The sequence below is a fragment of the Sporosarcina koreensis genome, from assembly GCF_001531445.1.
GTDB lineage: Bacteria > Bacillota > Bacilli > Bacillales_A > Planococcaceae > Sporosarcina > Sporosarcina koreensis_C.
Genome location: NZ_LQYA01000020.1, coordinates 13,368 through 30,982, shown reverse-complemented (window position 1 = coordinate 30,982; position 17,615 = coordinate 13,368). Strand labels below are relative to the sequence as shown.

Genomic DNA, 17,615 nt, shown 5'->3' with positions numbered 1-17,615 from the left:
GCCGATGGTAGTAGGGGGCTTCCCCCTGTGAGAGTAGGACGTCGCCGGGCAAAGGCCATCCCCTGTGGGGGATGGTTTTTTTGTGTGTTTAAAAAAGCAAGCCATTCTTCGGCAAAGAGCATCTGAAGTGGAAATCTGGTTATAATGAAGTCCTATTTATGTGCGTTTATCTAGACTTATGGGTATTTACTTGCTTTTATGCTTGTTTTGAAAGATTTATGCGCACTTCTGAGACTTTATGCGTCATTGAATCAATTTATGCGTTTCTAGGCGATGAAGGGGTGTAGAATGTTTAAATTCATGTATCTATCATCTTTGCATTGTTGTCGAAGTTGGCTTAATGTTGATTAATAAAGGCTAGGAGAGGTGATGATGAATATGGCTTCCGTTTACGAGTTTTCAGTTGAAAAACCAGATGGTACTTTGCAATCGATGAAGGATTATGAGGGTAAGGTCATGGTCATTGTAAACACGGCAAGCAAATGTGGTTTTACGGATCAGTTTAATGAGCTTCAGCAGCTTTACGAGGACTACCGTGAACAAGGTCTTGTCGTCCTCGGCTTCCCATCCGATAATTTCAGAAATCAGGAATTCGAATCGATTAAAGAGACTATATCATTTTGTGAAAGGAATTATGGTGTGACATTTCCGATGTTTGCAAAGGTGGATGTCATTGGGAAAAAGGCAGCTCCATTGTTTTCATACTTGACGGATCAAAAAAAGGGGCTGCTCACAGAGGGCATAAAATGGAACTTCACGAAATTCCTCATTGACCGGAAAGGGAGCGTCGTGGATCGTTTTGCACCTCAGACTTCCCCTGCTAAAATGCGGACTGCAATTGAAAAGTCAATTCAGTGAATAAAAGGAATCTTTTTTCTTATTCCTGTCTCCTTGACACGCCACATAGGCGCTGATAACCTTTTAATAATATTCAAACGCAGATAATGATATTAGAGGAGGAAACGATATGTGGGAATCTAAATTCACTCGCGAAGGATTGACTTTCGACGATGTATTGCTTGTACCAGGTGCTTCAGAAGTATTGCCGAAGGACGTAAATCTTTCGGTCCGTTTGACAGAGAAGATGACGTTGAACATTCCAATCATCAGTGCGGGGATGGACACGGTCACAGAGTCGAAGATGGCGATTGCCATGGCGCGTCAAGGCGGTCTTGGTGTAATCCATAAGAATATGAGCATCGAAGAGCAGGCAGAGCAGGTTGTAACTGTGAAACGATCAGAGAATGGTGTCATTACCAATCCTTTCTTCCTTACCCCTGAACACCAAGTGTTCGATGCTGAGCATTTAATGGGCAGATATCGCATATCCGGTGTTCCGATCGTTAACAATATGGACGAGCAAAAACTTGTAGGCATTTTGACGAATCGTGATCTTCGCTTCATCCAGGACTATTCGCTGATCATCAATGATGTGATGACGAAGGACAATCTAGTGACAGCGCCTGTCGGAACAACATTGGAAGATGCAGAAAAGATACTACAGCAGTATAAAATCGAGAAGCTGCCGATTGTTGATGAAAATGGAATTTTAAAAGGTCTTATTACAATTAAAGATATCGAAAAAGTGATTGAATTCCCGAATGCCGCAAAAGATTCGCAAGGCCGTCTCCTTGTAGGCGCAGCAGTTGGCGTTACATCCGATACGATGGTACGCGTTGAGAAGCTTGTCGCTGCAGAAGTCGACGTCATCGTCATCGACACAGCGCATGGACATTCGAAAGGCGTGCTTGACACGGTTGCACAAATCCGAAAAGAGTATCCGAGTCTAGATATCATTGCAGGAAATGTAGCAACAGCGGAAGCGACTGCAGCATTATATGAAGCGGGCGCAGATGTAGTCAAAGTCGGAATTGGTCCAGGATCTATCTGTACAACACGTGTCGTTGCAGGTGTCGGTGTTCCTCAAATCACAGCTGTCTACGATTGTGCGTCTGAAGCACGCAAGCACGGAAAAACGATCATTGCGGACGGCGGTATCAAATATTCCGGCGATATCGTAAAAGCCTTGGCATCAGGTGGACATGTCGTCATGCTCGGAAGCCTGCTTGCAGGTACGACTGAAAGCCCTGGGGATACGGAAATCTTCCAAGGCCGACGTTTCAAAGTGTACCGTGGCATGGGATCTGTCGGTGCCATGGAACACGGCTCTAAAGACCGCTATTTCCAAGAGGATGCAAAGAAACTCGTCCCAGAAGGAATTGAAGGGCGTATGCCTTATAAAGGACCGATTTCTGATACGATCCACCAACTCGTTGGCGGAATCCGATCAGGCATGGGGTATTGCGGAACGAAAGATCTTCACGATCTGCGTGAAAAAGCTCAATTCATCCGCATGACTGGTGCCGGTTTGCGTGAAAGCCATCCGCATCAAGTTCATATTACGAAAGAAGCGCCGAACTACTCTATTTCATGAAATAGTGAAAACTGTAAATATGGAACTTCAGCACCTTTCCGCACGTCTTAATATGAGCGGAAAGGTGCTTTTTGAATAGAATCCCCTAATCGTGTTCATGATGTGATAAAATATAAAGTGGAAAATTGCAATGACGGAGGTATTTTGGTGAAACGGGAAATGAGAAAATGGGTTGCTTTGCTGATCATTCCATTTGTATTGATGATGACGCTCGGCACTGCGCCTGCACAAGCAGAATCGACACTCGGCATCCATGTAGATGGTGCCATTCTAATTGACGCGGACAGTGGAAAGATTTTATATGAAGAGAATGCGGATACACCACTCGGCATTGCAAGTATGTCAAAAATGATGACTGAATATATCCTATTTGAATCGATAAAAGAAGGTAAAATCAGCTGGGATCAGGAATACAAAGTTACTGATTACACGTATGCCATCTCGCAAGACAGGCGTTTAAGCAATGTGCCGCTACGCAGAGACGGAACGTATACAATTAAGGAGCTTTATGAAGCATTGGCAATTTATTCTGCGAATGCCGCTACGATTGCGATTGCTGAAACAATTGCAGGAACAGAAACAGAATTCCTGAAATTGATGGATGCCAAAGCGAAGGAACTTGGTTTGGTCGATTATAAGTTCGTCAATTCAACAGGGCTGAACAACGAATACTTGCAAGGGATGCATCCGCAAGGCACAGGGGTTAATGATGAGAACGTCATGCCTGCCAAATCGGTAGCGCGACTTGCATTCCATTTGATGAAGGATTACCCGGAAGTTTTGGAGACGACTAAAATCAATTCGAAGATTTTCCGTGAAGGAACATCGGATGCCATCAAGATGGACAACTGGAACTTCATGCTTCCAGGTTTCGTTTATGAGTACGAAGGCGTCGACGGCTTGAAGACCGGAACGACCGATTTCGCGGGCCACTGTTTCACAGGAACGGCGAAACGGGGCGACAAGCGTGTCATTGCTGTTGTTATGAAGGCTGTAGACGCAAATGGAGTCGGCTCCTATAAGGCTCGATTTGACGCGACACGGGCATTGTTCGATTATGGATTCAGCCAGTTTTCAGATGAAGAACTTCTGCCAGCAGGCTATCAATTTGAAAAGCAGAAAAATTTGCCAGTCCATAAAGGAAAAGAGAAGACGGTTGCAATCGAAGTGAAAGAGCCGGTCAAAGCGATGATCAAGTCGAATGAAAAGGACCTTTATGAGCCGAAGCTTGTCCTCGATGAGTCTTTATTGAAAGATGGCGCACTTGAAGCACCTGTCAAAAAAGGAACAGTTGTTGGACATGTGAAGCTCGTTAAAAAAGAGGGCGAGGATTACGGATTCATCGATTCGAAAGACCTCGGCATGGATGTCGTCGTCACGGACGATGTCGAAAAAGCCGGCTGGTTTGCGCTGATGATGAGCGCGATCGGTGACTTCTTCGTCGGTATTTGGGATAGCGCAACTGGGTTTATTAAAGGGTTATTCAAATAAGATAAGGTGATGGATCCGTCAAGGGTCCATCACCTTTTTTCAATATTCCAGGCTTCCATGAGCCGCTCGACGGTCCATGGAATCCGGTCGTCCGTCAAGCCTCCAAAGCCGATGAGGAAGGATGGCTGTCTACTTTTTGATGCTTTGCGGTAATTATTCAAGCCATAGACGCGGATTCCTTTTGCCAGTGCGGCGTCGACCAATGTATCCTCATCTTCATTCGTATGGACATTGATGATAATATGCATGCCCGCTTCATCACCGGAGAATGAAATCGCGGGTGTATATTGTCGCAATGAATCTGTTAGAAGTTGCAGTTTACGTTTATATACTTTCCGCATCCGGTTCAAATGCCGAGCGAAATGGCCATCTGCCATAAAACGGGCAAGGGCATGTTGGTCGAGCCGCGGCACTGTTGAGGAATAATGGATGAATGCATCCTCATAGTTTTTGAGCAAAACGGGAGGGAGCACCATATAGGCGATTCGCAGCGATGGCATAAGTGATTTCGAAAAGGTACTGACATAGATAACCTTGCCTGCCTTGTCCATCCCCTGCAAGGAAGGAATTGGTCTTCCCGAATAACGAAACTCGCTGTCATAATCGTCCTCGATTATGAAATGGCCGACACTGGAAGCTGCCCAATTCAATAATGCTGTCCTACGTCCCGCAGAGAGCACTGTGCCGGTCGGGAACTGATGGGAAGGTGTCACATAGGCTACCGTCCCTCCCGACTTCTGGAGGGCCTGGACGTCCATCCCTTCCTCGTCGACCGCGATCGGTACCGCTTCCCGGTTGTTATGGAAGAATACATGATGGGTGAGCGGATACCCTGGATCTTCGATGGCGTACTTTGCCTGCGGTCCAAGAAGCCGGATGAGCAATGGCATGAGCTGTTCCGTTCCGGAGCCGACAATGATCTGATCCGCGGAGCAATCGACCCCTCTCGAGTGATATAAATACTTCGCGATTTCCTGCCGGAGCTCTACATCTCCGTGTGGATGGCCCAAAAGCAGAAGATGTTGCGACGATTCGTCAATGGTGTCTTTTGCGTATTTCCGCCATTGCGTAAAAGGGAACGATTCCGTGTCGATCTTACCTGGAGAGAAATCGATTTCCAACTCTTTTTGTTCCTCTTTAGCGGCGATAGTCATTGCTTCTGTCGGTTGTACATATGCCAATTCACCGATTTCCTGCACGAAATAGCCTCTCCGCGGTTTGGATGTAATGAACCCTTCTGCCGCAAGCTGTCCATAGGCAATTTCAATCGTCGTCTGGCTGACGTCGAGGAATTCACCTAGTTTCCTTTTAGAAGGCAACTTTTCTCCGACAATGAGTTTTCCTTCGGTAATGTCGTTGCGGATTTGTTGGTAAATTTGCTCGTAGAGAGGTATTTCACTTTCTTTATTCAGTTCTATTAAGAGCATTTCCATTAGTTGCGCCTCCATCTGGCTAGTTGCCTATTTTTAGCGTTCATTTCCCGTCGGATATCGATTATTTCCCGGGATATATCAATCAATTCGTAAAGGATATCAGTTATTTCCCAAGTTATATCAATCATTTCCCAGGATATATGGTCATTTTGTGACTTTATTCTCGTTTAATAAAAACTATCTGATCCCTTTAATTATCATCAAACTGAGTATTTTAATATGGTCATATTCTAGTATACTGAACAAAATGAAAAGGGGGAAGAGTAAGTGGAATTTAAATATGGCGGGGTTATCATGGATGTTATCGATGCGGAGCAGGCAAAAGTGGCGGAGGCGGCAGGTGCAGTGGCAGTTATGGCACTTGAACGTGTCCCATCGGATATTCGAGCAGCGGGCGGGGTTGCCCGGATGGCAGATCCGCGCATCGTTGAAGAAGTGCAAAAAGCAGTTTCAATCCCGGTCATGGCAAAAGTGCGAATCGGCCATATTTCGGAAGCACGTGTATTGGAAGCAATGGGTGTCGACTTCATTGATGAAAGTGAAGTATTGACTCCGGCAGATGATGAGTTCCATTTATTGAAGAGCGATTATAAAGTGCCTTTCGTCTGCGGTGCTCGTAATCTCGGCGAAGCGGCGCGCCGTCTAGGAGAAGGGGCAAAAATGCTGCGTACGAAAGGCGAGCCGGGAACAGGCAATATCGTTGAAGCGGTCCGCCATCTACGACAAGTGAATGCGCAAGTGAGCAAAATCGTTCATATGAATAATGATGAGCTGATGGTGGCTGCGAGAGACTTAGCTGCACCATATGATGTGCTGCTCGCAATTCGCGAAGCGAAGCGTCTGCCGGTCACCAATTATGCGGCAGGCGGCGTAGCGACTCCTGCTGATGCGGCGCTAATGATGGAACTTGGCGCTGACGGAGTATTCGTCGGCTCTGGGATCTTTAAATCCGATAATCCTGAACGATTTGCGCGTGCGATTGTCATGGCAACAGAGGATTTTAGAAACTATGAATTGATCGGTGATTTATCCAAAGACATCGGCACGCCGATGAAAGGTCTGGAAATTAGTAAGTTGGCGGAAAGTGAATTGATGGCGGTACGTGGGATTTGATGATGAAGGCTAGGGCATGGTGCTCTAGTCTTTTTGAATCCTTTTTATGAAAACAACCGTATAGGGAGTTAAGAACAAGGAGGCAGTAGCATGGACAACATTTTCTCGGTAAAGTATTTATTGCAATCAATCAACTCCGCGGACACTATCCAGTACAAGGATAATGAAGACGTGTTCGAGGAAGTAATTGTTTTGGTCAGAGCTGAAAGTAAGGAAAGTGCAGCGGAACGGGTCAGTAGCCAGTATGAAGAATTGACGTATGAGAATGCTGCAGGCGGAATGACGACATGGCGCTTCGTTCAAGTGTTGGACTGCTTCGAGTTGGTGGATGAAATTGAAGGGGATATCGACTTCAAAGAAGTGTATAGCAGGTTTATTCTTGTTACGGTGGGAACGACACCGGATGAAGTGATTCGCGACTATTCGTTGGATAAATGAGAGCGTAATGGGGCGGTCGCGGCTCATTATGCGTGTATAGTGTGATTTATGAGGTTTTATGATCGGTTTATACGTTTTTATACTGATTTATAAGCTTTTTAGGTCGTTTATGCGTATGTAATGTCATTTATGCGTATTTGGAATAAAAACGGAGGTGGCGGGATGGCTGAAGCAATTTTTTTGTTCATCCTATTCGTTCCAGTCAGCGTATTGACGTTTTTGGCTCCGCGGGAAATGATGTTACTCGGGAAACGGTGGCAATATGATTCAGAGCCCGAATTTTCAAGGGAAGCAATTCTTTATGCGAAAATTACTTCCGCAATCGCTGCTGTATTGTTCACATTGATCCTTGTAGTTAGTATAATCAATGCTTTTCGTTGAAAGGGAGTATTAATTTGACGGAGTTGCTGAAAGTATTCGATGAGAATTATAAGTATGTACGTGAGGAAACGCGAGAGACTATCCATAAGAAGGGCTTATGGCATGAGACGTTCCATTGTTGGCTCATGAATGAAACTACCGTTTTTATTCAAAAAAGAAGCGCCACTAAAAAAGACTTTCCAAGCTTGTATGATATTACAGCTGCGGGCCATTTGTTGGCGGATGAGGAAGTTATGGATGGAGTCCGAGAAGTTGAGGAGGAGCTTGGTATACAAGTGGACCTTTCCAAGTTAAAACGGACGGGCGTCGTTCGGGATGTCATAAAACTTCCGGCTTTCATTGACAAGGAATTTGCGAACGTTTTCCTTTATCAATCAACCTTTGCGCCGGAAGATTTTACATTGCAACAAGAGGAAGTGGAAAGCATTCATGCTGTTTCGATCAGAGATTTGCAAGCACTCTTCAAGGGAGATGCGGAAAACGTTGTTTGTGCAGAAGGCAATCAAATAGGGTTATCGGATTTTGTTCCACATGAAACAGAATATTTTAACGCAATTGCGGATATGTTAACGACTATAACTTCTTGAACCTTGCAAAAAGTGGCGGGGTGTAGTAAAGTGATGTTAATTTCAAATTAAAGACGATGATGGGAAGCAGTAGCAAGCACGTTTTTCAAAGAGAGCCGGCGGGTGGTGCGAGCCGGTAAAGACACTTGTGAATCCGTCCCTGAGTAGCCGGGTTGAACGAATAGTAAGCCTAGCCGGACATTGAACCGTTATTTCAAAGAGTGGATCAGCTTTTCGCTGGTCAATTTGGGTGGCAACGCGGGTAGTTCTCGTCCCTTGTATAGGGGATAGAGGGCTTTTTTTTGTGTCTGAAAATAATCGTCACATTCAAAAATGAGGAGGAATCAGCTATGTTAGACATTAAATTGCTTCGTGCGAATTTCGATGAAGTGAAAGAGAAGCTTACGAAGCGCGGAGAAGACTTGACGGATTTGGATAAATTCGTTGGTCTGGATGAAAAACGGAGAGAACTGATTGCGAAAGTGGAAGTGTTGAAGGCGGAGCGCAATGAAGTTTCGCAAAAGATCGCGGAAATGAAGCGCAATAAAGAAAATGCAGATGACGTAATCGCGCGCATGCGTGAAGTCGGCGATGAAATCAAAACGCTCGATGAGCAATTGCATCAAGTCGAAGAAGAGCTTACTTATGTGATGATGCGTATTCCGAATATCCCACATGAATCAGTTCCGGTCGGCGACAGCGAAGATGATAACGTCGAAGTCCGCACTTGGGGCGAGAAGCCGGAATTCGGTTTTGAGCCGAAGCCGCATTGGGAGATCGGGACGGATTTAAAGCTGCTTGACTTTGAACGTGCAGCAAAAGTGACGGGCAGTCGTTTTGTATTCTACCGCGGTCTTGGAGCAAGACTAGAGCGTGCTTTGATCAGCTTCATGCTTGACTTGCATGTAGAGGAGCATGGCTACGAGGAAATGCTGCCGCCATATTTGGTGAACCGTACGAGCTTGACGGGCACTGGCCAATTGCCGAAGTTCGAAGAGGATGCGTTCTTGATCGAGGAAGAGGATTATTTCTTAATTCCGACGTCTGAAGTTCCGGTGACGAACTATTACCGTGACGAAATTCTCGACGGTGCTCAATTGCCGATCGCCTATACGGCTTACAGCACGAACTTCCGTTCAGAAGCAGGATCTGCAGGTCGCGATACGCGTGGCTTGATTCGCCAGCATCAGTTCAATAAAGTTGAACTTGTCCGCTTTGTAAATCCTGATGAGTCTTATGACGAACTGGAAAAATTGACGGGGCATGCGGAGAAAGTATTGCAATTACTTGGATTGCCATACCGTGTCTTAAAAATGTGCACAGCAGACCTCGGATTCACAGCTGCGAAGAAATACGATATCGAAGTATGGATTCCGACGCAGGACACATACCGTGAAATCTCTTCTTGCTCAAACTTCGAAGATTTCCAAGCGAGACGCGCTTCTATCCGTTTCCGCCGCGAGCAAGGCGCAAAGCCTGAATTTGTTCATACGTTGAACGGAAGTGGTTTGGCGATTGGACGGACAGTTGCAGCCATTCTGGAAAACTTCCAGCAAGAGGACGGATCTGTCATCATTCCGGAAGTATTGCGTCCATATATGGGTGGAAAAGAAGTAATTCGATAAGAGTAAAGACATACGGTAAGTCACTCGACTTCCCATGGGTTCGGTTGGTGAAATGAAAAACGCATAGCCCTGAAGTGATCCCAAAAAGCTGGATAGTTATTAATTTAAGCGGCGTGTTAGGCAAGAGTCCGGTATTGTCCGGTACTCTTGCCTTTTTGTTTTAATCTACATCGTTTGGAACATCATATTTATCCAGTAGACACTGGAATAATTGAAGTGATCTGTAACTATGAGCCGAAGATTGTCTTGAACAAGCGACTGTTGAATAACCGGCAAAAACTCGAGTATTACAACTGCGTCCGATTCCGGTACATTTCATCGTCGACTTGTAGCTGCAATGCTCTATTTTAAAACTGTCTCAGCTGGGGTAAATGCTTCCCATGGATTAAACTTGGTTGTTATTGATGAAATAAACCAATACTCTTTAAATGGTTCTAAATTCTTTTCTACGATTATAATTTTCTCCCCACCACCAAAGTCTCCATAAGAAGCCCATAAATCATATTTAACGGTATACCGCATTTTGGATTCACTAAGCTTTTCTACTTTGGTAAAACGAAAATTACTAACCGAAGGACTTGACTGACCTGTTATCCAGTGAGTTTCCTCAAATTTACTCCTTGATTGTTTTCGTAGCGCAGGGGACAACATCGCATATTGAACAGCACCACTTCGATTATTTACGCCTAATATCCATAATTCAACAGCTTGTTTTGGTTCAGTTACCATCAAACCATTTATAAAAGACATTAACTGGCTTTCTAAAGGAGTGAGTTGTTTGCCTTCAGTAATTTTTTCCTCAAAGGAAGGAGGAGTATCGTTCGTTTTTGCATTTACTGTTCCAAAATACAACCCACAAATTAGAATACTAAAGAAAACCAATAGAAGAGGTTTACGTTTATCCAATCCCATCACCCCAAATTATATTTGGGTTTAGCATATCCAGTTCAAATACAACAATCCTCATTCAAGTAAATGGCCCGCTTGGAGCTCAGCTCTTATTCTGTAACTGCGCCTGATTCTAAAATAAATTGTTAAAAAGCTTCTTCCAGTAAATCCTTCAGCCCGTTAGGATAAAGAACTTTTTCTCCTGAAATTATTTCGTCTTTACTGACCCACTTTGCAACAGCAACTTTCATCCCTTCTGTTACAGTGAAGTTTTCTTTCTGATATAATCTTTCATCTTTAAATTCAACTATATATATTTGAATTAATTCATGACCAATATCTTCGTCTATTTTAAAAATATTTTCCAGGCAAGAAATATAGCGACTTATAACAATTTCAACACCCAATTCTTCATAGAACTCCCTTACGACTGTTTCATCAGACCTCTCCCCAAATTCTATTGTTCCACCGATAGGACGGTAATAATATCCCGTTCCTTTCGAGTGTTTTCCTTCTAGCTCCTCTAAAAGAATATAATTATCTTTAATGATTAACCCCAATGACTTTGTACGTGGATACATCAAATGCCTCCCAACAATAATGCTTAAACTTATCCATCTATATGTAACTGACTCAATTTTTAAAAGGACGCAATTCCTTATACCAGAATTGCGCCCGATTGTTGAACAAGGCAAATACTAAACCCTTATGATAATCGTTTATAATAACCTATCGCAGGATAATAACGATCGTAATCAATTTTTTCTAGCGCTTCTAAATTATATACCTCGTAAACGCCTTCAGTTATTACATAATCACAAGACTGACCTTTTTCATCTTGTGCATAAACACGTCCATCCTTCATTTCTATTGATATTGGTGAACGAAGTCCTTTTTCAATACCAAACACATCGTAATACTCTACTCTTTTTTCAAATCCTAATTTTTTATAAAAATTATTCGCGGGTTCATCACCACGTGTATACAATTCAATAAATGTCACATTGAAGCATTTAAGTCGAGTAACGGCTTGTTCATATAACCTTTGCCCAATTCCTTTGTTTTGATGGTCTGGATGGACTGCAATTACTTGCAAAAAAGCACCTAACCCTTCACCCAATGCAGTTGTTTTTAAAGCTTCATCATCGAGTATCATATCTAATATTCCCACGATCTCGCCATTTTCTATTGCAATTAACTCAATAGATGGTCGATTTTCAAAAGTAGGCTTTTTCGTTTCAACATCCTCAAACATTGATGTATGTAAGTAAGCTAACACTCTGCAACGTAACCAACCTTCTTCATACTCATCTCGATAATCAATAATTTTCAACATTCCATCCACCTCATTTATCTTATCTAATAGAGTCATCACCTTTAGTACAAAATTAATGGTTTATTGCTTTTAGTCAATTTGTTTGAGTTCCGTTTAAACGAATAATAAACCAGAGTAATCGATTACAAGTACGAAATAGCTTTTCCAAAAGTTACACTATGCTGCAATCTGGCCCGATTGTTGAACGGCTTTAGCCGTGGGAGTCTCAAGATCTCTTCATTGTTCATCCCCATATTTCTTATTGAATGCATCAATCCATTCCATATCTATAGGGCCATTCAAGACCTTGTAGTAGCCGGGTTTGTTAAAGAGCATCAGCCGGTTCGGGTGGATGGAAGCGCCCGACCCCTTTCCCTTCTTTGGGAATATCAAGAACCCAAATCCTCTTTCCATCGAAACATTTTGATCCCACTCAGAATCTTCATTTTTTTCACGCGATATTGACTGAGGAACTCCAATAATTCCTCAACAGGCTCTGTCTCTTCCGTCCGCCATCCTTCATAGTTGAAATTCATCGCCACGAAATTCGATGTTTGATAAGAGAATAATTCGTCCAACCTTTTTTCCCGATGATCATCATATAGATTCCAAGAGAAGAGCAAGGCAACCACGATGATGCCGATGAAATGAATGTTCAACGGTATTTTTTCAACAAGGAATCTTGCCGTCAGAAATGCTGCGGGGATGAGTAATATAATGACAATCAGATAGAAGAAGATGTCCGGTATGAAGCTGCCGTAAATCCATCGATTCCATACATAAGCAGAAATTCTGAAATAGAGCAAGAAAAACAGAAGACCCCAAACGAAGAGCACAAATTTACTTTTCGTTGAATCCATTTCTTTCAACCCCTTAGCTTTAAGTGTAATGATCCACAAAATCAATAAATAACATACTGAATTTATTCTTCATCAGTTTCAACATCAGAATGAACATTGATTGACTCCATCGCTTGTGTGGAACCATCACTTCCCAAAGCCTGAAAAACTATATGGTCGTGGAAAATCCTATCACCGAAATCCCATTCAATAGACCATCCATCTCTTCCATCTATGTCGTAACCAATAAGTGTTCTTTCACCCCAAGTCCCTGTTCCTGTTTCGGCTATCCAAAATAGTACTGTATCAACATTTTCTACTTCCGCGGAAAGAATCAATGTACTATCAGTATTCGGAACAATATGCCAACCTGTTTTACTTCTAAATTTGTATTAACCTTTAGAACTTTAGCTTTATTTTCACTTAGAATGGTTGCATTATCTATACTTTCTTCTGGTTGATTTTCATCTTGGTTGGTCGAAGTAATTACAAAACTCTCACCAGATTGATTACACGATGAGAGAAGCAGCACAACAAATAGAAAAAACACAACTTTTGTTTTCTTGCACATATGTTCCACCTCTGTTTTAGCCTGTACCTCATTCGTTGAGTATTGGCTATTCATAAATACCGCAGTTTCTAAACAATCTGGCCCGTTTGTTGAGAGGGCTTAGCAACAACCATTTGTAATCCATTTTAACACAATAATAATAGCGCTACTTTAAATTATCAATCTATTTCAGTTGGTGATTTTTGCAACCCTTCTAGTCATCTAGCAAGGGCACAATATTTTGCTGTTGAATTATTATTCAATTACGGTAGAAAATCTATCTATTAAACGTCTTGATATACCTACAAAAACCGGGACACAATTTAGATGTAAATTGTGTCCCGAAATACGGTGATATTTAATGTTTTTTCCTCAGCAACCTAACCCGTTAGACTTCCCGCCTCGCCCTTTTTTGCTCTTTTTTCTTTTCCCGCAACGATCGGAAAAAGTTCGTCAGCATCGCTCCGCACTCATCCGCAAGAACGCCTTCCGCCACTTCGCACTCATGATTGAAACGCGGATCATTCAGCAATCGGTACAATGAATCGACACAGCCGCCTTTCGGATCGCGCGCCCCGTATACGACGCGAGGAATCCTTGATTGTAAAATCGCACCGGCGCACATCGGGCAAGGCTCGAGCGTGACGTATAATGTTGTCTCTTCCAACCGCCAGCTGCCGACTTCCTTGCATGCATCCTGAATCGCCGAAAGCTCTGCGTGTGTGACAGCATTCTGCGACGTTTCCCGTAAATTATGGCCAGTTGCAATCACTTCTCCATCTTTAACGATGACTGCGCCAATCGGAACTTCTCCGATCGCTTCCGCTTTTTTCGCTTCTTCTATCGCCAGCCGCATGAAGCGGCGGTCCATTTCAAATACATCCATCTGTCATCTCTCCTTGCAATTAGTGTATCATCCTGCAAAGCAAGCTTGCCATTTTTCGACAACATCTATGTTTCAACACCCTATTATGATAAAATGAAGTGCAGAAATTGACGAATCAAAGGAGAGCATTTTATGTCTGTTCCGTTTATTACGGTAGAGGGACCGATCGGTGTCGGGAAAACGACGCTGTCGAAAGCGATTGCTGAAGCGCAGGGGTTCCATCAGTTAAGCGAAATTGTGGACGAAAATCCATTTTTAAATAAATTTTACGAAGATATTGAGGAATGGAGCTTCCAGACCGAAATGTTCTTCCTCTGCAACCGATATAAGCAATTGAGCGATATCCAGAAAAAGTTTTTAAGCCAACAACAGCCTGTCGTGGCGGATTATCATATATTCAAGAACCTCATTTTTGCAAGGCGCTCACTTCCTGCGGATGAATACGCCAAGTACGAGGCGATTTATCATATTTTGACGAAGGACATGCCTGTTCCGAATGTTATCATTTATCTTCATGCAACGCTTGATACATTAATGAAACGGATTGCGCTTCGAGGCCGGGATTTCGAAAAGAATATTGATCCTTCCTATTTGCGTCAGCTCTCGGAGGACTATGAACAGTTCATCGCAGACTTTGAAACTGCGCATCCGGACATCCCGGTACTACATTTCAATGGCGATACATTAGACTTTGTCAATGACACGGGGGATTTGCATGCGATCCTTGGCAAGGTCGATGAGACGATACGAAAAGGAGCAGTACAATGAATTTACGAGAAAAGTATGGGATTCCGAAAAATGCGGTCATCACGATTGCGGGGACAGTCGGAGCCGGTAAATCGACGATGACGAACGCACTTGCGCAAGCTTTGGATTTTCGGACATCCCTTGAAAATGTGGATGAGAATCCATATTTAGACCGATTTTACGATGACTTTGAAAAATGGAGCTTCCATCTGCAAATCTATTTTCTTGCGGAACGTTTCAAGGAACAGAAACGGATCTTCGAATACGGGGGAGGTTTTATCCAAGACCGTTCCATTTATGAAGATACGGGAATCTTTGCCAAGATGCATAAGGACAAAGGGACGATGGATCCGGTCGATTACGACACGTATACGAAGCTGTTCGACGCGATGGTCATGACGCCGTATTTCCCGCATCCTGACCTGCTCGTCTATTTGGATGGTCCATTCGAGAAAATCCTTGCACGGATTCAGGAGAGGGGCCGCTTGATGGAGCAGCAAACACCGCTGTCCTACTGGGAAGAGCTGCATGAACGCTATGTGAAGTGGATCGATTCCTTCAATGCATGTCCGGTGCTGCGTATCGATATTACGGATTACGACTTGAAAAGCAATCCCCATGAGGTGGAAACTGTTGTCGAGCGGATCGGCAATATGCTGAACTTATCCGCAACCCTAAGAAAATAATAATGAAAGAAGCATCGTGAATGAAACATTTGCGATGCTTTTTCGTTTTTTTGTTACTTGAATAAAAAAGAAAAACACACTCAAACTTTGCTATAGTGGGAATGTCTTAAAAAGGGTATCTACAACTATGAACGATGTACGAAAGGTTGCGGGGCAGGTAACCCGCACTGGAGGGTTTTAATTGAATGTTATTACGAACGGATTAAAAAAGATGACACGGAAACAGATTCTTATTTTCACTATGATAGGACTGTGCTTTGCCGTCTCTATGCTATTTGTCAATAATAATTACTCGTTTTACGAGCAGTCAATCGCTAAAGTCATTGAAACTGAGGTGATTGAAACGTCTGGCTTTACGGATATGAATAATAATAGTGATCGCCTGTTCGAACAGCACATCATCGCCGAATTAAAAAACGGAGATTATAAAGGGCAGCGTATCCATTTAACGAATGAATATTCATCGTCAGGGGCTTACGATCATCAATATCGTGTTGGAAACGGGCTATTCGTATCGATTAACCCGAGTCAGGAAGGGGATTCCACGTTAACTGGAAGCATCATGAATGTAAAACGCGATCAATATGTATTGCTGATTGCTTGGATCTTCATCTTCACCTTACTCATTACAGGAAAGAAGCAAGGATTTCTTTCGATTATTAGCTTGGCAGTCAACGCCACTTTATTATCATTCGCCTTGGATGTTTATATTACAAATCCATCGATCAGTTTAGTGTTGATATGCGGTATTAGTGGGATTGTATTTACAATCATCTCTTTGGCAATCGTCAGCGGTTTGAATGAAAAGACATATGCCGCCATACTAGCGACTTTGTTAGGGACTTTCATATCCCTGGGGCTTGCTTATCTTGTTATTTGGGCGACTTCAGGAAACGGCCTCCGCTATGAAGAAATGCAATTTTTGACACGTCCTTACCAGATGGTCTTTATGGCAGGATTGCTCATCGGATCATTAGGTGCCGTAATGGACGTCGCCATTACGATGTCTTCCTCACTTTTTGCATTGTATGAGCAAAATAATGATATATCTGTGAAGGCACTGAAAGCCTCGGGTATTGATATTGGCAAGGATATTATGGGGACGATCACAAGCATTTTGTTTTTCGCTTATATTAGTGGGTCGATTCCAGTTATTATTTTGTATTTGAAAAACGCTTCCCTATTAGGGTTTACTCTTTCCATGAATCTTTCACTCGAATTGGCCCGCGCTCTCGTTGGTGGAATAGGTATTGTACTGACGATTCCGATCGGTCTTTATACGACACTTTATTTTGTGAATCGAAAGAGGGCGAGATCATGAATGTAATTGTTGTGCTGGCAGTCATTTTATTTCTGCTCATGTTGATCGTCGGAGGGAAAAAAGGAGTACGGTCTTTTATTTCCTTATTTTTGAATTTTGGCGTCATCATGTTCACGATTTTTCTTATGACAAATCCGCAATGGAATCCCATTATCATTACGATCATTGCGTGTGTATTCATTAGCTGCATCAGCCTGTTTTTTATTAATGAAGTAAACAGTAAAACGATCGCTGCTTTTATATCCACGATGGTTACCATTGTGTTGTTGCTTTTCTTTATCGTTATAGTAACGAAATACGCAATGATACAAGGCTTTGGAGAAGAGGAAATAAACGAACTAGGTGTATTTTCGCTTTTCATCGGCATTGATTTCACGAAACTGTTAGCTTCAGTCATTATTATGAGTACAATCGGTGCCATTATGGACGTGGCTATTTCAATGGCGGCTTCCATGCATGAAATCTTTAACAACAACCCGTCAATCAGTAGAAAAGATTTATTTGCTTCGGGATTGAGCGTCGGACGAGATATCTTGGGAGCGGATACGAATACATTGTTTTTTGTATTCTTTGGAGGATATCTAGCACTACTCTTGTGGTTTAAAGATCTACATTATTCCGTTGGCGGAATCATCAATTCAAAAATTTTCAGCGCTGAAATGATTTCGATTCTTTGTGCCGGGATTGGGGTGGCGCTAAGTCTCCCAATTGCTTCGGGAATCAATGCATATTTATTAATTAGGAAAAGTGAAAAAGGGCAGCTGTAGTAGATATATAGCAACTTTACGGTCGCTCTTACGAATTCACCGATGCCGCTCAATTCGAATAATATGTACTGACCCAAGTATGAAAGTTGGAGTGGTGAAGTGAATCAATATTACGGAAATGCACTGCCGATGAAC

General features: G+C 42.9%; 21 protein-coding genes and 1 other annotated feature. Of the genes, 12 read left to right on the top strand and 9 right to left on the bottom strand.

Annotated elements, in window-relative coordinates:
• The first annotated feature begins 378 nt into the window (after nucleotides 1-378).
• From AWV70_RS04535 to AWV70_RS04525, 3 genes are all read left to right on the top strand, one after another.
• The gene (locus AWV70_RS04535; protein ID WP_060204822.1) at nucleotides 379-858 is read left to right on the top strand and encodes a glutathione peroxidase; all 480 of its coding nucleotides are present in this window, start codon (nucleotides 379-381) and stop codon (nucleotides 856-858) included.
• A gap of 109 nt (nucleotides 859-967) precedes the next feature.
• A complete protein-coding gene (guaB, locus tag AWV70_RS04530; protein WP_060204817.1) occupies nucleotides 968-2,434 on the top strand; it encodes an IMP dehydrogenase in 1,467 nt (488 codons plus the stop codon).
• 147 nt (nucleotides 2,435-2,581) lie between these two features.
• Complete coding sequence (locus tag AWV70_RS04525) at nucleotides 2,582-3,925, top strand: serine hydrolase (RefSeq protein ID WP_414714816.1); 1,344 nt, start codon at nucleotides 2,582-2,584, stop codon at nucleotides 3,923-3,925.
• Between the two features lie 29 nt (nucleotides 3,926-3,954).
• Here the strand turns inward: AWV70_RS04525 and AWV70_RS04520 are convergent, their stop codons facing one another.
• Nucleotides 3,955-5,358, bottom strand: a complete 1,404-nt coding sequence (locus AWV70_RS04520) for a PLP-dependent aminotransferase family protein (RefSeq protein WP_060204815.1) — start codon at nucleotides 5,356-5,358, stop codon at nucleotides 3,955-3,957.
• Between the two features lie 267 nt (nucleotides 5,359-5,625).
• On the opposite strand from AWV70_RS04520, the gene pdxS reads away from it, so the two are divergent.
• The 5 genes from pdxS to serS all read left to right on the top strand — a co-directional run bounded on the left by pdxS (nucleotide 5,626) and on the right by serS (nucleotide 9,481).
• A complete protein-coding gene (gene pdxS / locus AWV70_RS04515) occupies nucleotides 5,626-6,471 on the top strand; it encodes a pyridoxal 5'-phosphate synthase lyase subunit PdxS (RefSeq protein WP_060204814.1) in 846 nt (281 codons plus the stop codon).
• Nucleotides 6,472-6,561: 90 nt separating this feature from the next.
• Nucleotides 6,562-6,909: a DUF4288 domain-containing protein gene (locus tag AWV70_RS04510; RefSeq protein ID WP_060204813.1), complete on the top strand. Its 348-nt coding sequence runs from the start codon at nucleotides 6,562-6,564 to the stop codon at nucleotides 6,907-6,909.
• 162 nt (nucleotides 6,910-7,071) lie between these two features.
• Nucleotides 7,072-7,290, top strand: a complete 219-nt coding sequence (locus tag AWV70_RS04505; protein ID WP_060204812.1) for a hypothetical protein — start codon at nucleotides 7,072-7,074, stop codon at nucleotides 7,288-7,290.
• A gap of 14 nt (nucleotides 7,291-7,304) precedes the next feature.
• Entirely contained in the window at nucleotides 7,305-7,877 is a 573-nt protein-coding gene (locus tag AWV70_RS04500) for an NUDIX hydrolase (RefSeq protein WP_060204811.1), read from the top strand.
• Nucleotides 7,878-7,924: 47 nt separating this feature from the next.
• Nucleotides 7,925-8,136 (top strand) — a binding site (T-box leader).
• A gap of 70 nt (nucleotides 8,137-8,206) precedes the next feature.
• On the top strand, nucleotides 8,207-9,481 hold the full coding sequence (gene serS, locus AWV70_RS04495; protein WP_060204809.1) for a serine--tRNA ligase: 1,275 nt from the start codon (nucleotides 8,207-8,209) through the stop codon (nucleotides 9,479-9,481).
• 342 nt (nucleotides 9,482-9,823) lie between these two features.
• On the opposite strand, the gene AWV70_RS04490 is transcribed toward serS, so the two are convergent.
• The 8 genes from AWV70_RS04490 to tadA form a co-directional block, all read right to left on the bottom strand.
• Nucleotides 9,824-10,393 (bottom strand): hypothetical protein, encoded by a 570-nt coding sequence (locus AWV70_RS04490; RefSeq protein ID WP_235588544.1) that lies wholly within the window; start codon nucleotides 10,391-10,393, stop codon nucleotides 9,824-9,826.
• A 122-nt stretch (nucleotides 10,394-10,515) separates the two neighbouring features.
• Nucleotides 10,516-10,950 (bottom strand): NUDIX hydrolase, encoded by a 435-nt coding sequence (locus AWV70_RS04485; protein ID WP_060204806.1) that lies wholly within the window; start codon nucleotides 10,948-10,950, stop codon nucleotides 10,516-10,518.
• Between the two features lie 125 nt (nucleotides 10,951-11,075).
• Nucleotides 11,076-11,705 (bottom strand): GNAT family N-acetyltransferase, encoded by a 630-nt coding sequence (locus AWV70_RS04480; protein WP_060204804.1) that lies wholly within the window; start codon nucleotides 11,703-11,705, stop codon nucleotides 11,076-11,078.
• A 216-nt stretch (nucleotides 11,706-11,921) separates the two neighbouring features.
• Nucleotides 11,922-12,077, bottom strand: coding sequence for a hypothetical protein (locus AWV70_RS23750; protein WP_160327624.1), 156 nt, complete (start codon nucleotides 12,075-12,077; stop codon nucleotides 11,922-11,924).
• A complete protein-coding gene (locus AWV70_RS04475) occupies nucleotides 12,074-12,544 on the bottom strand; it encodes a hypothetical protein (RefSeq protein WP_060204802.1) in 471 nt (156 codons plus the stop codon). The genes AWV70_RS23750 and AWV70_RS04475 overlap by 4 nt, the downstream gene beginning before the upstream one ends.
• A 62-nt stretch (nucleotides 12,545-12,606) precedes the next feature.
• Complete coding sequence (locus AWV70_RS04470; RefSeq protein WP_060204801.1) at nucleotides 12,607-12,861, bottom strand: hypothetical protein; 255 nt, start codon at nucleotides 12,859-12,861, stop codon at nucleotides 12,607-12,609.
• Nucleotides 12,858-13,094 carry a hypothetical protein gene (locus AWV70_RS04465; RefSeq protein WP_060204799.1) on the bottom strand — a complete coding sequence of 79 codons (237 nt, stop codon included), beginning with the start codon at nucleotides 13,092-13,094 and terminating at the stop codon, nucleotides 12,858-12,860. Before AWV70_RS04465 ends, AWV70_RS04470 begins: the two co-directional genes overlap by 4 nt.
• Before the next feature lie 367 nt (nucleotides 13,095-13,461).
• Nucleotides 13,462-13,959 (bottom strand): tRNA adenosine(34) deaminase TadA, encoded by a 498-nt coding sequence (gene tadA, locus AWV70_RS04460; protein WP_060204796.1) that lies wholly within the window; start codon nucleotides 13,957-13,959, stop codon nucleotides 13,462-13,464.
• Between the two features lie 132 nt (nucleotides 13,960-14,091).
• Between tadA and AWV70_RS04455 the strand changes: the two genes are divergently transcribed.
• From AWV70_RS04455 to AWV70_RS04440, 4 genes are all read left to right on the top strand, one after another.
• Nucleotides 14,092-14,727 (top strand): deoxynucleoside kinase, encoded by a 636-nt coding sequence (locus AWV70_RS04455; RefSeq protein ID WP_060204795.1) that lies wholly within the window; start codon nucleotides 14,092-14,094, stop codon nucleotides 14,725-14,727.
• A complete protein-coding gene (locus AWV70_RS04450) occupies nucleotides 14,724-15,392 on the top strand; it encodes a deoxynucleoside kinase (RefSeq protein ID WP_060204793.1) in 669 nt (222 codons plus the stop codon). Before AWV70_RS04455 ends, AWV70_RS04450 begins: the two co-directional genes overlap by 4 nt.
• Nucleotides 15,393-15,573: 181 nt before the next feature.
• Nucleotides 15,574-16,713 (top strand): YibE/F family protein, encoded by a 1,140-nt coding sequence (locus AWV70_RS04445; protein ID WP_414714815.1) that lies wholly within the window; start codon nucleotides 15,574-15,576, stop codon nucleotides 16,711-16,713.
• A complete protein-coding gene (locus tag AWV70_RS04440) occupies nucleotides 16,710-17,480 on the top strand; it encodes a YibE/F family protein (protein ID WP_060204791.1) in 771 nt (256 codons plus the stop codon). Before AWV70_RS04445 ends, AWV70_RS04440 begins: the two co-directional genes overlap by 4 nt.
• Nucleotides 17,481-17,615: the final 135 nt, after the last annotated feature.

Excerpts from the sequence above, each read along its gene's own strand:
- AWV70_RS04535 (WP_060204822.1), top strand. The coding sequence starts at position 379 with ATGGCTTCCGTTTACGAGTTTTCAGTTGAAAAACCAGATGGTACTTTG.
- guaB (WP_060204817.1), top strand. The coding sequence starts at position 968 with ATGTGGGAATCTAAATTCACTCGCGAAGGATTGACTTTCGACGATGTA.
- AWV70_RS04450 (WP_060204793.1), top strand. The coding sequence starts at position 14,724 with ATGAATTTACGAGAAAAGTATGGGATTCCGAAAAATGCGGTCATCACG.
- AWV70_RS04465 (WP_060204799.1), bottom strand. The coding sequence starts at position 13,094 with ATGTGCAAGAAAACAAAAGTTGTGTTTTTTCTATTTGTTGTGCTGCTT.
- AWV70_RS04480 (WP_060204804.1), bottom strand. The coding sequence starts at position 11,705 with ATGTTGAAAATTATTGATTATCGAGATGAGTATGAAGAAGGTTGGTTA.
- AWV70_RS04490 (WP_235588544.1), bottom strand. The coding sequence starts at position 10,393 with ATGGGATTGGATAAACGTAAACCTCTTCTATTGGTTTTCTTTAGTATT.
- AWV70_RS04485 (WP_060204806.1), bottom strand. The coding sequence starts at position 10,950 with ATGTATCCACGTACAAAGTCATTGGGGTTAATCATTAAAGATAATTAT.
- tadA (WP_060204796.1), bottom strand. The coding sequence starts at position 13,959 with ATGGATGTATTTGAAATGGACCGCCGCTTCATGCGGCTGGCGATAGAA.
- AWV70_RS04520 (WP_060204815.1), bottom strand. The coding sequence starts at position 5,358 with ATGGAAATGCTCTTAATAGAACTGAATAAAGAAAGTGAAATACCTCTC.
- AWV70_RS04510 (WP_060204813.1), top strand. The coding sequence starts at position 6,562 with ATGGACAACATTTTCTCGGTAAAGTATTTATTGCAATCAATCAACTCC.
- AWV70_RS04505 (WP_060204812.1), top strand. The coding sequence starts at position 7,072 with ATGGCTGAAGCAATTTTTTTGTTCATCCTATTCGTTCCAGTCAGCGTA.
- AWV70_RS04455 (WP_060204795.1), top strand. The coding sequence starts at position 14,092 with ATGTCTGTTCCGTTTATTACGGTAGAGGGACCGATCGGTGTCGGGAAA.
- AWV70_RS04475 (WP_060204802.1), bottom strand. The coding sequence starts at position 12,544 with ATGGATTCAACGAAAAGTAAATTTGTGCTCTTCGTTTGGGGTCTTCTG.
- serS (WP_060204809.1), top strand. The coding sequence starts at position 8,207 with ATGTTAGACATTAAATTGCTTCGTGCGAATTTCGATGAAGTGAAAGAG.
- AWV70_RS04440 (WP_060204791.1), top strand. The coding sequence starts at position 16,710 with ATGAATGTAATTGTTGTGCTGGCAGTCATTTTATTTCTGCTCATGTTG.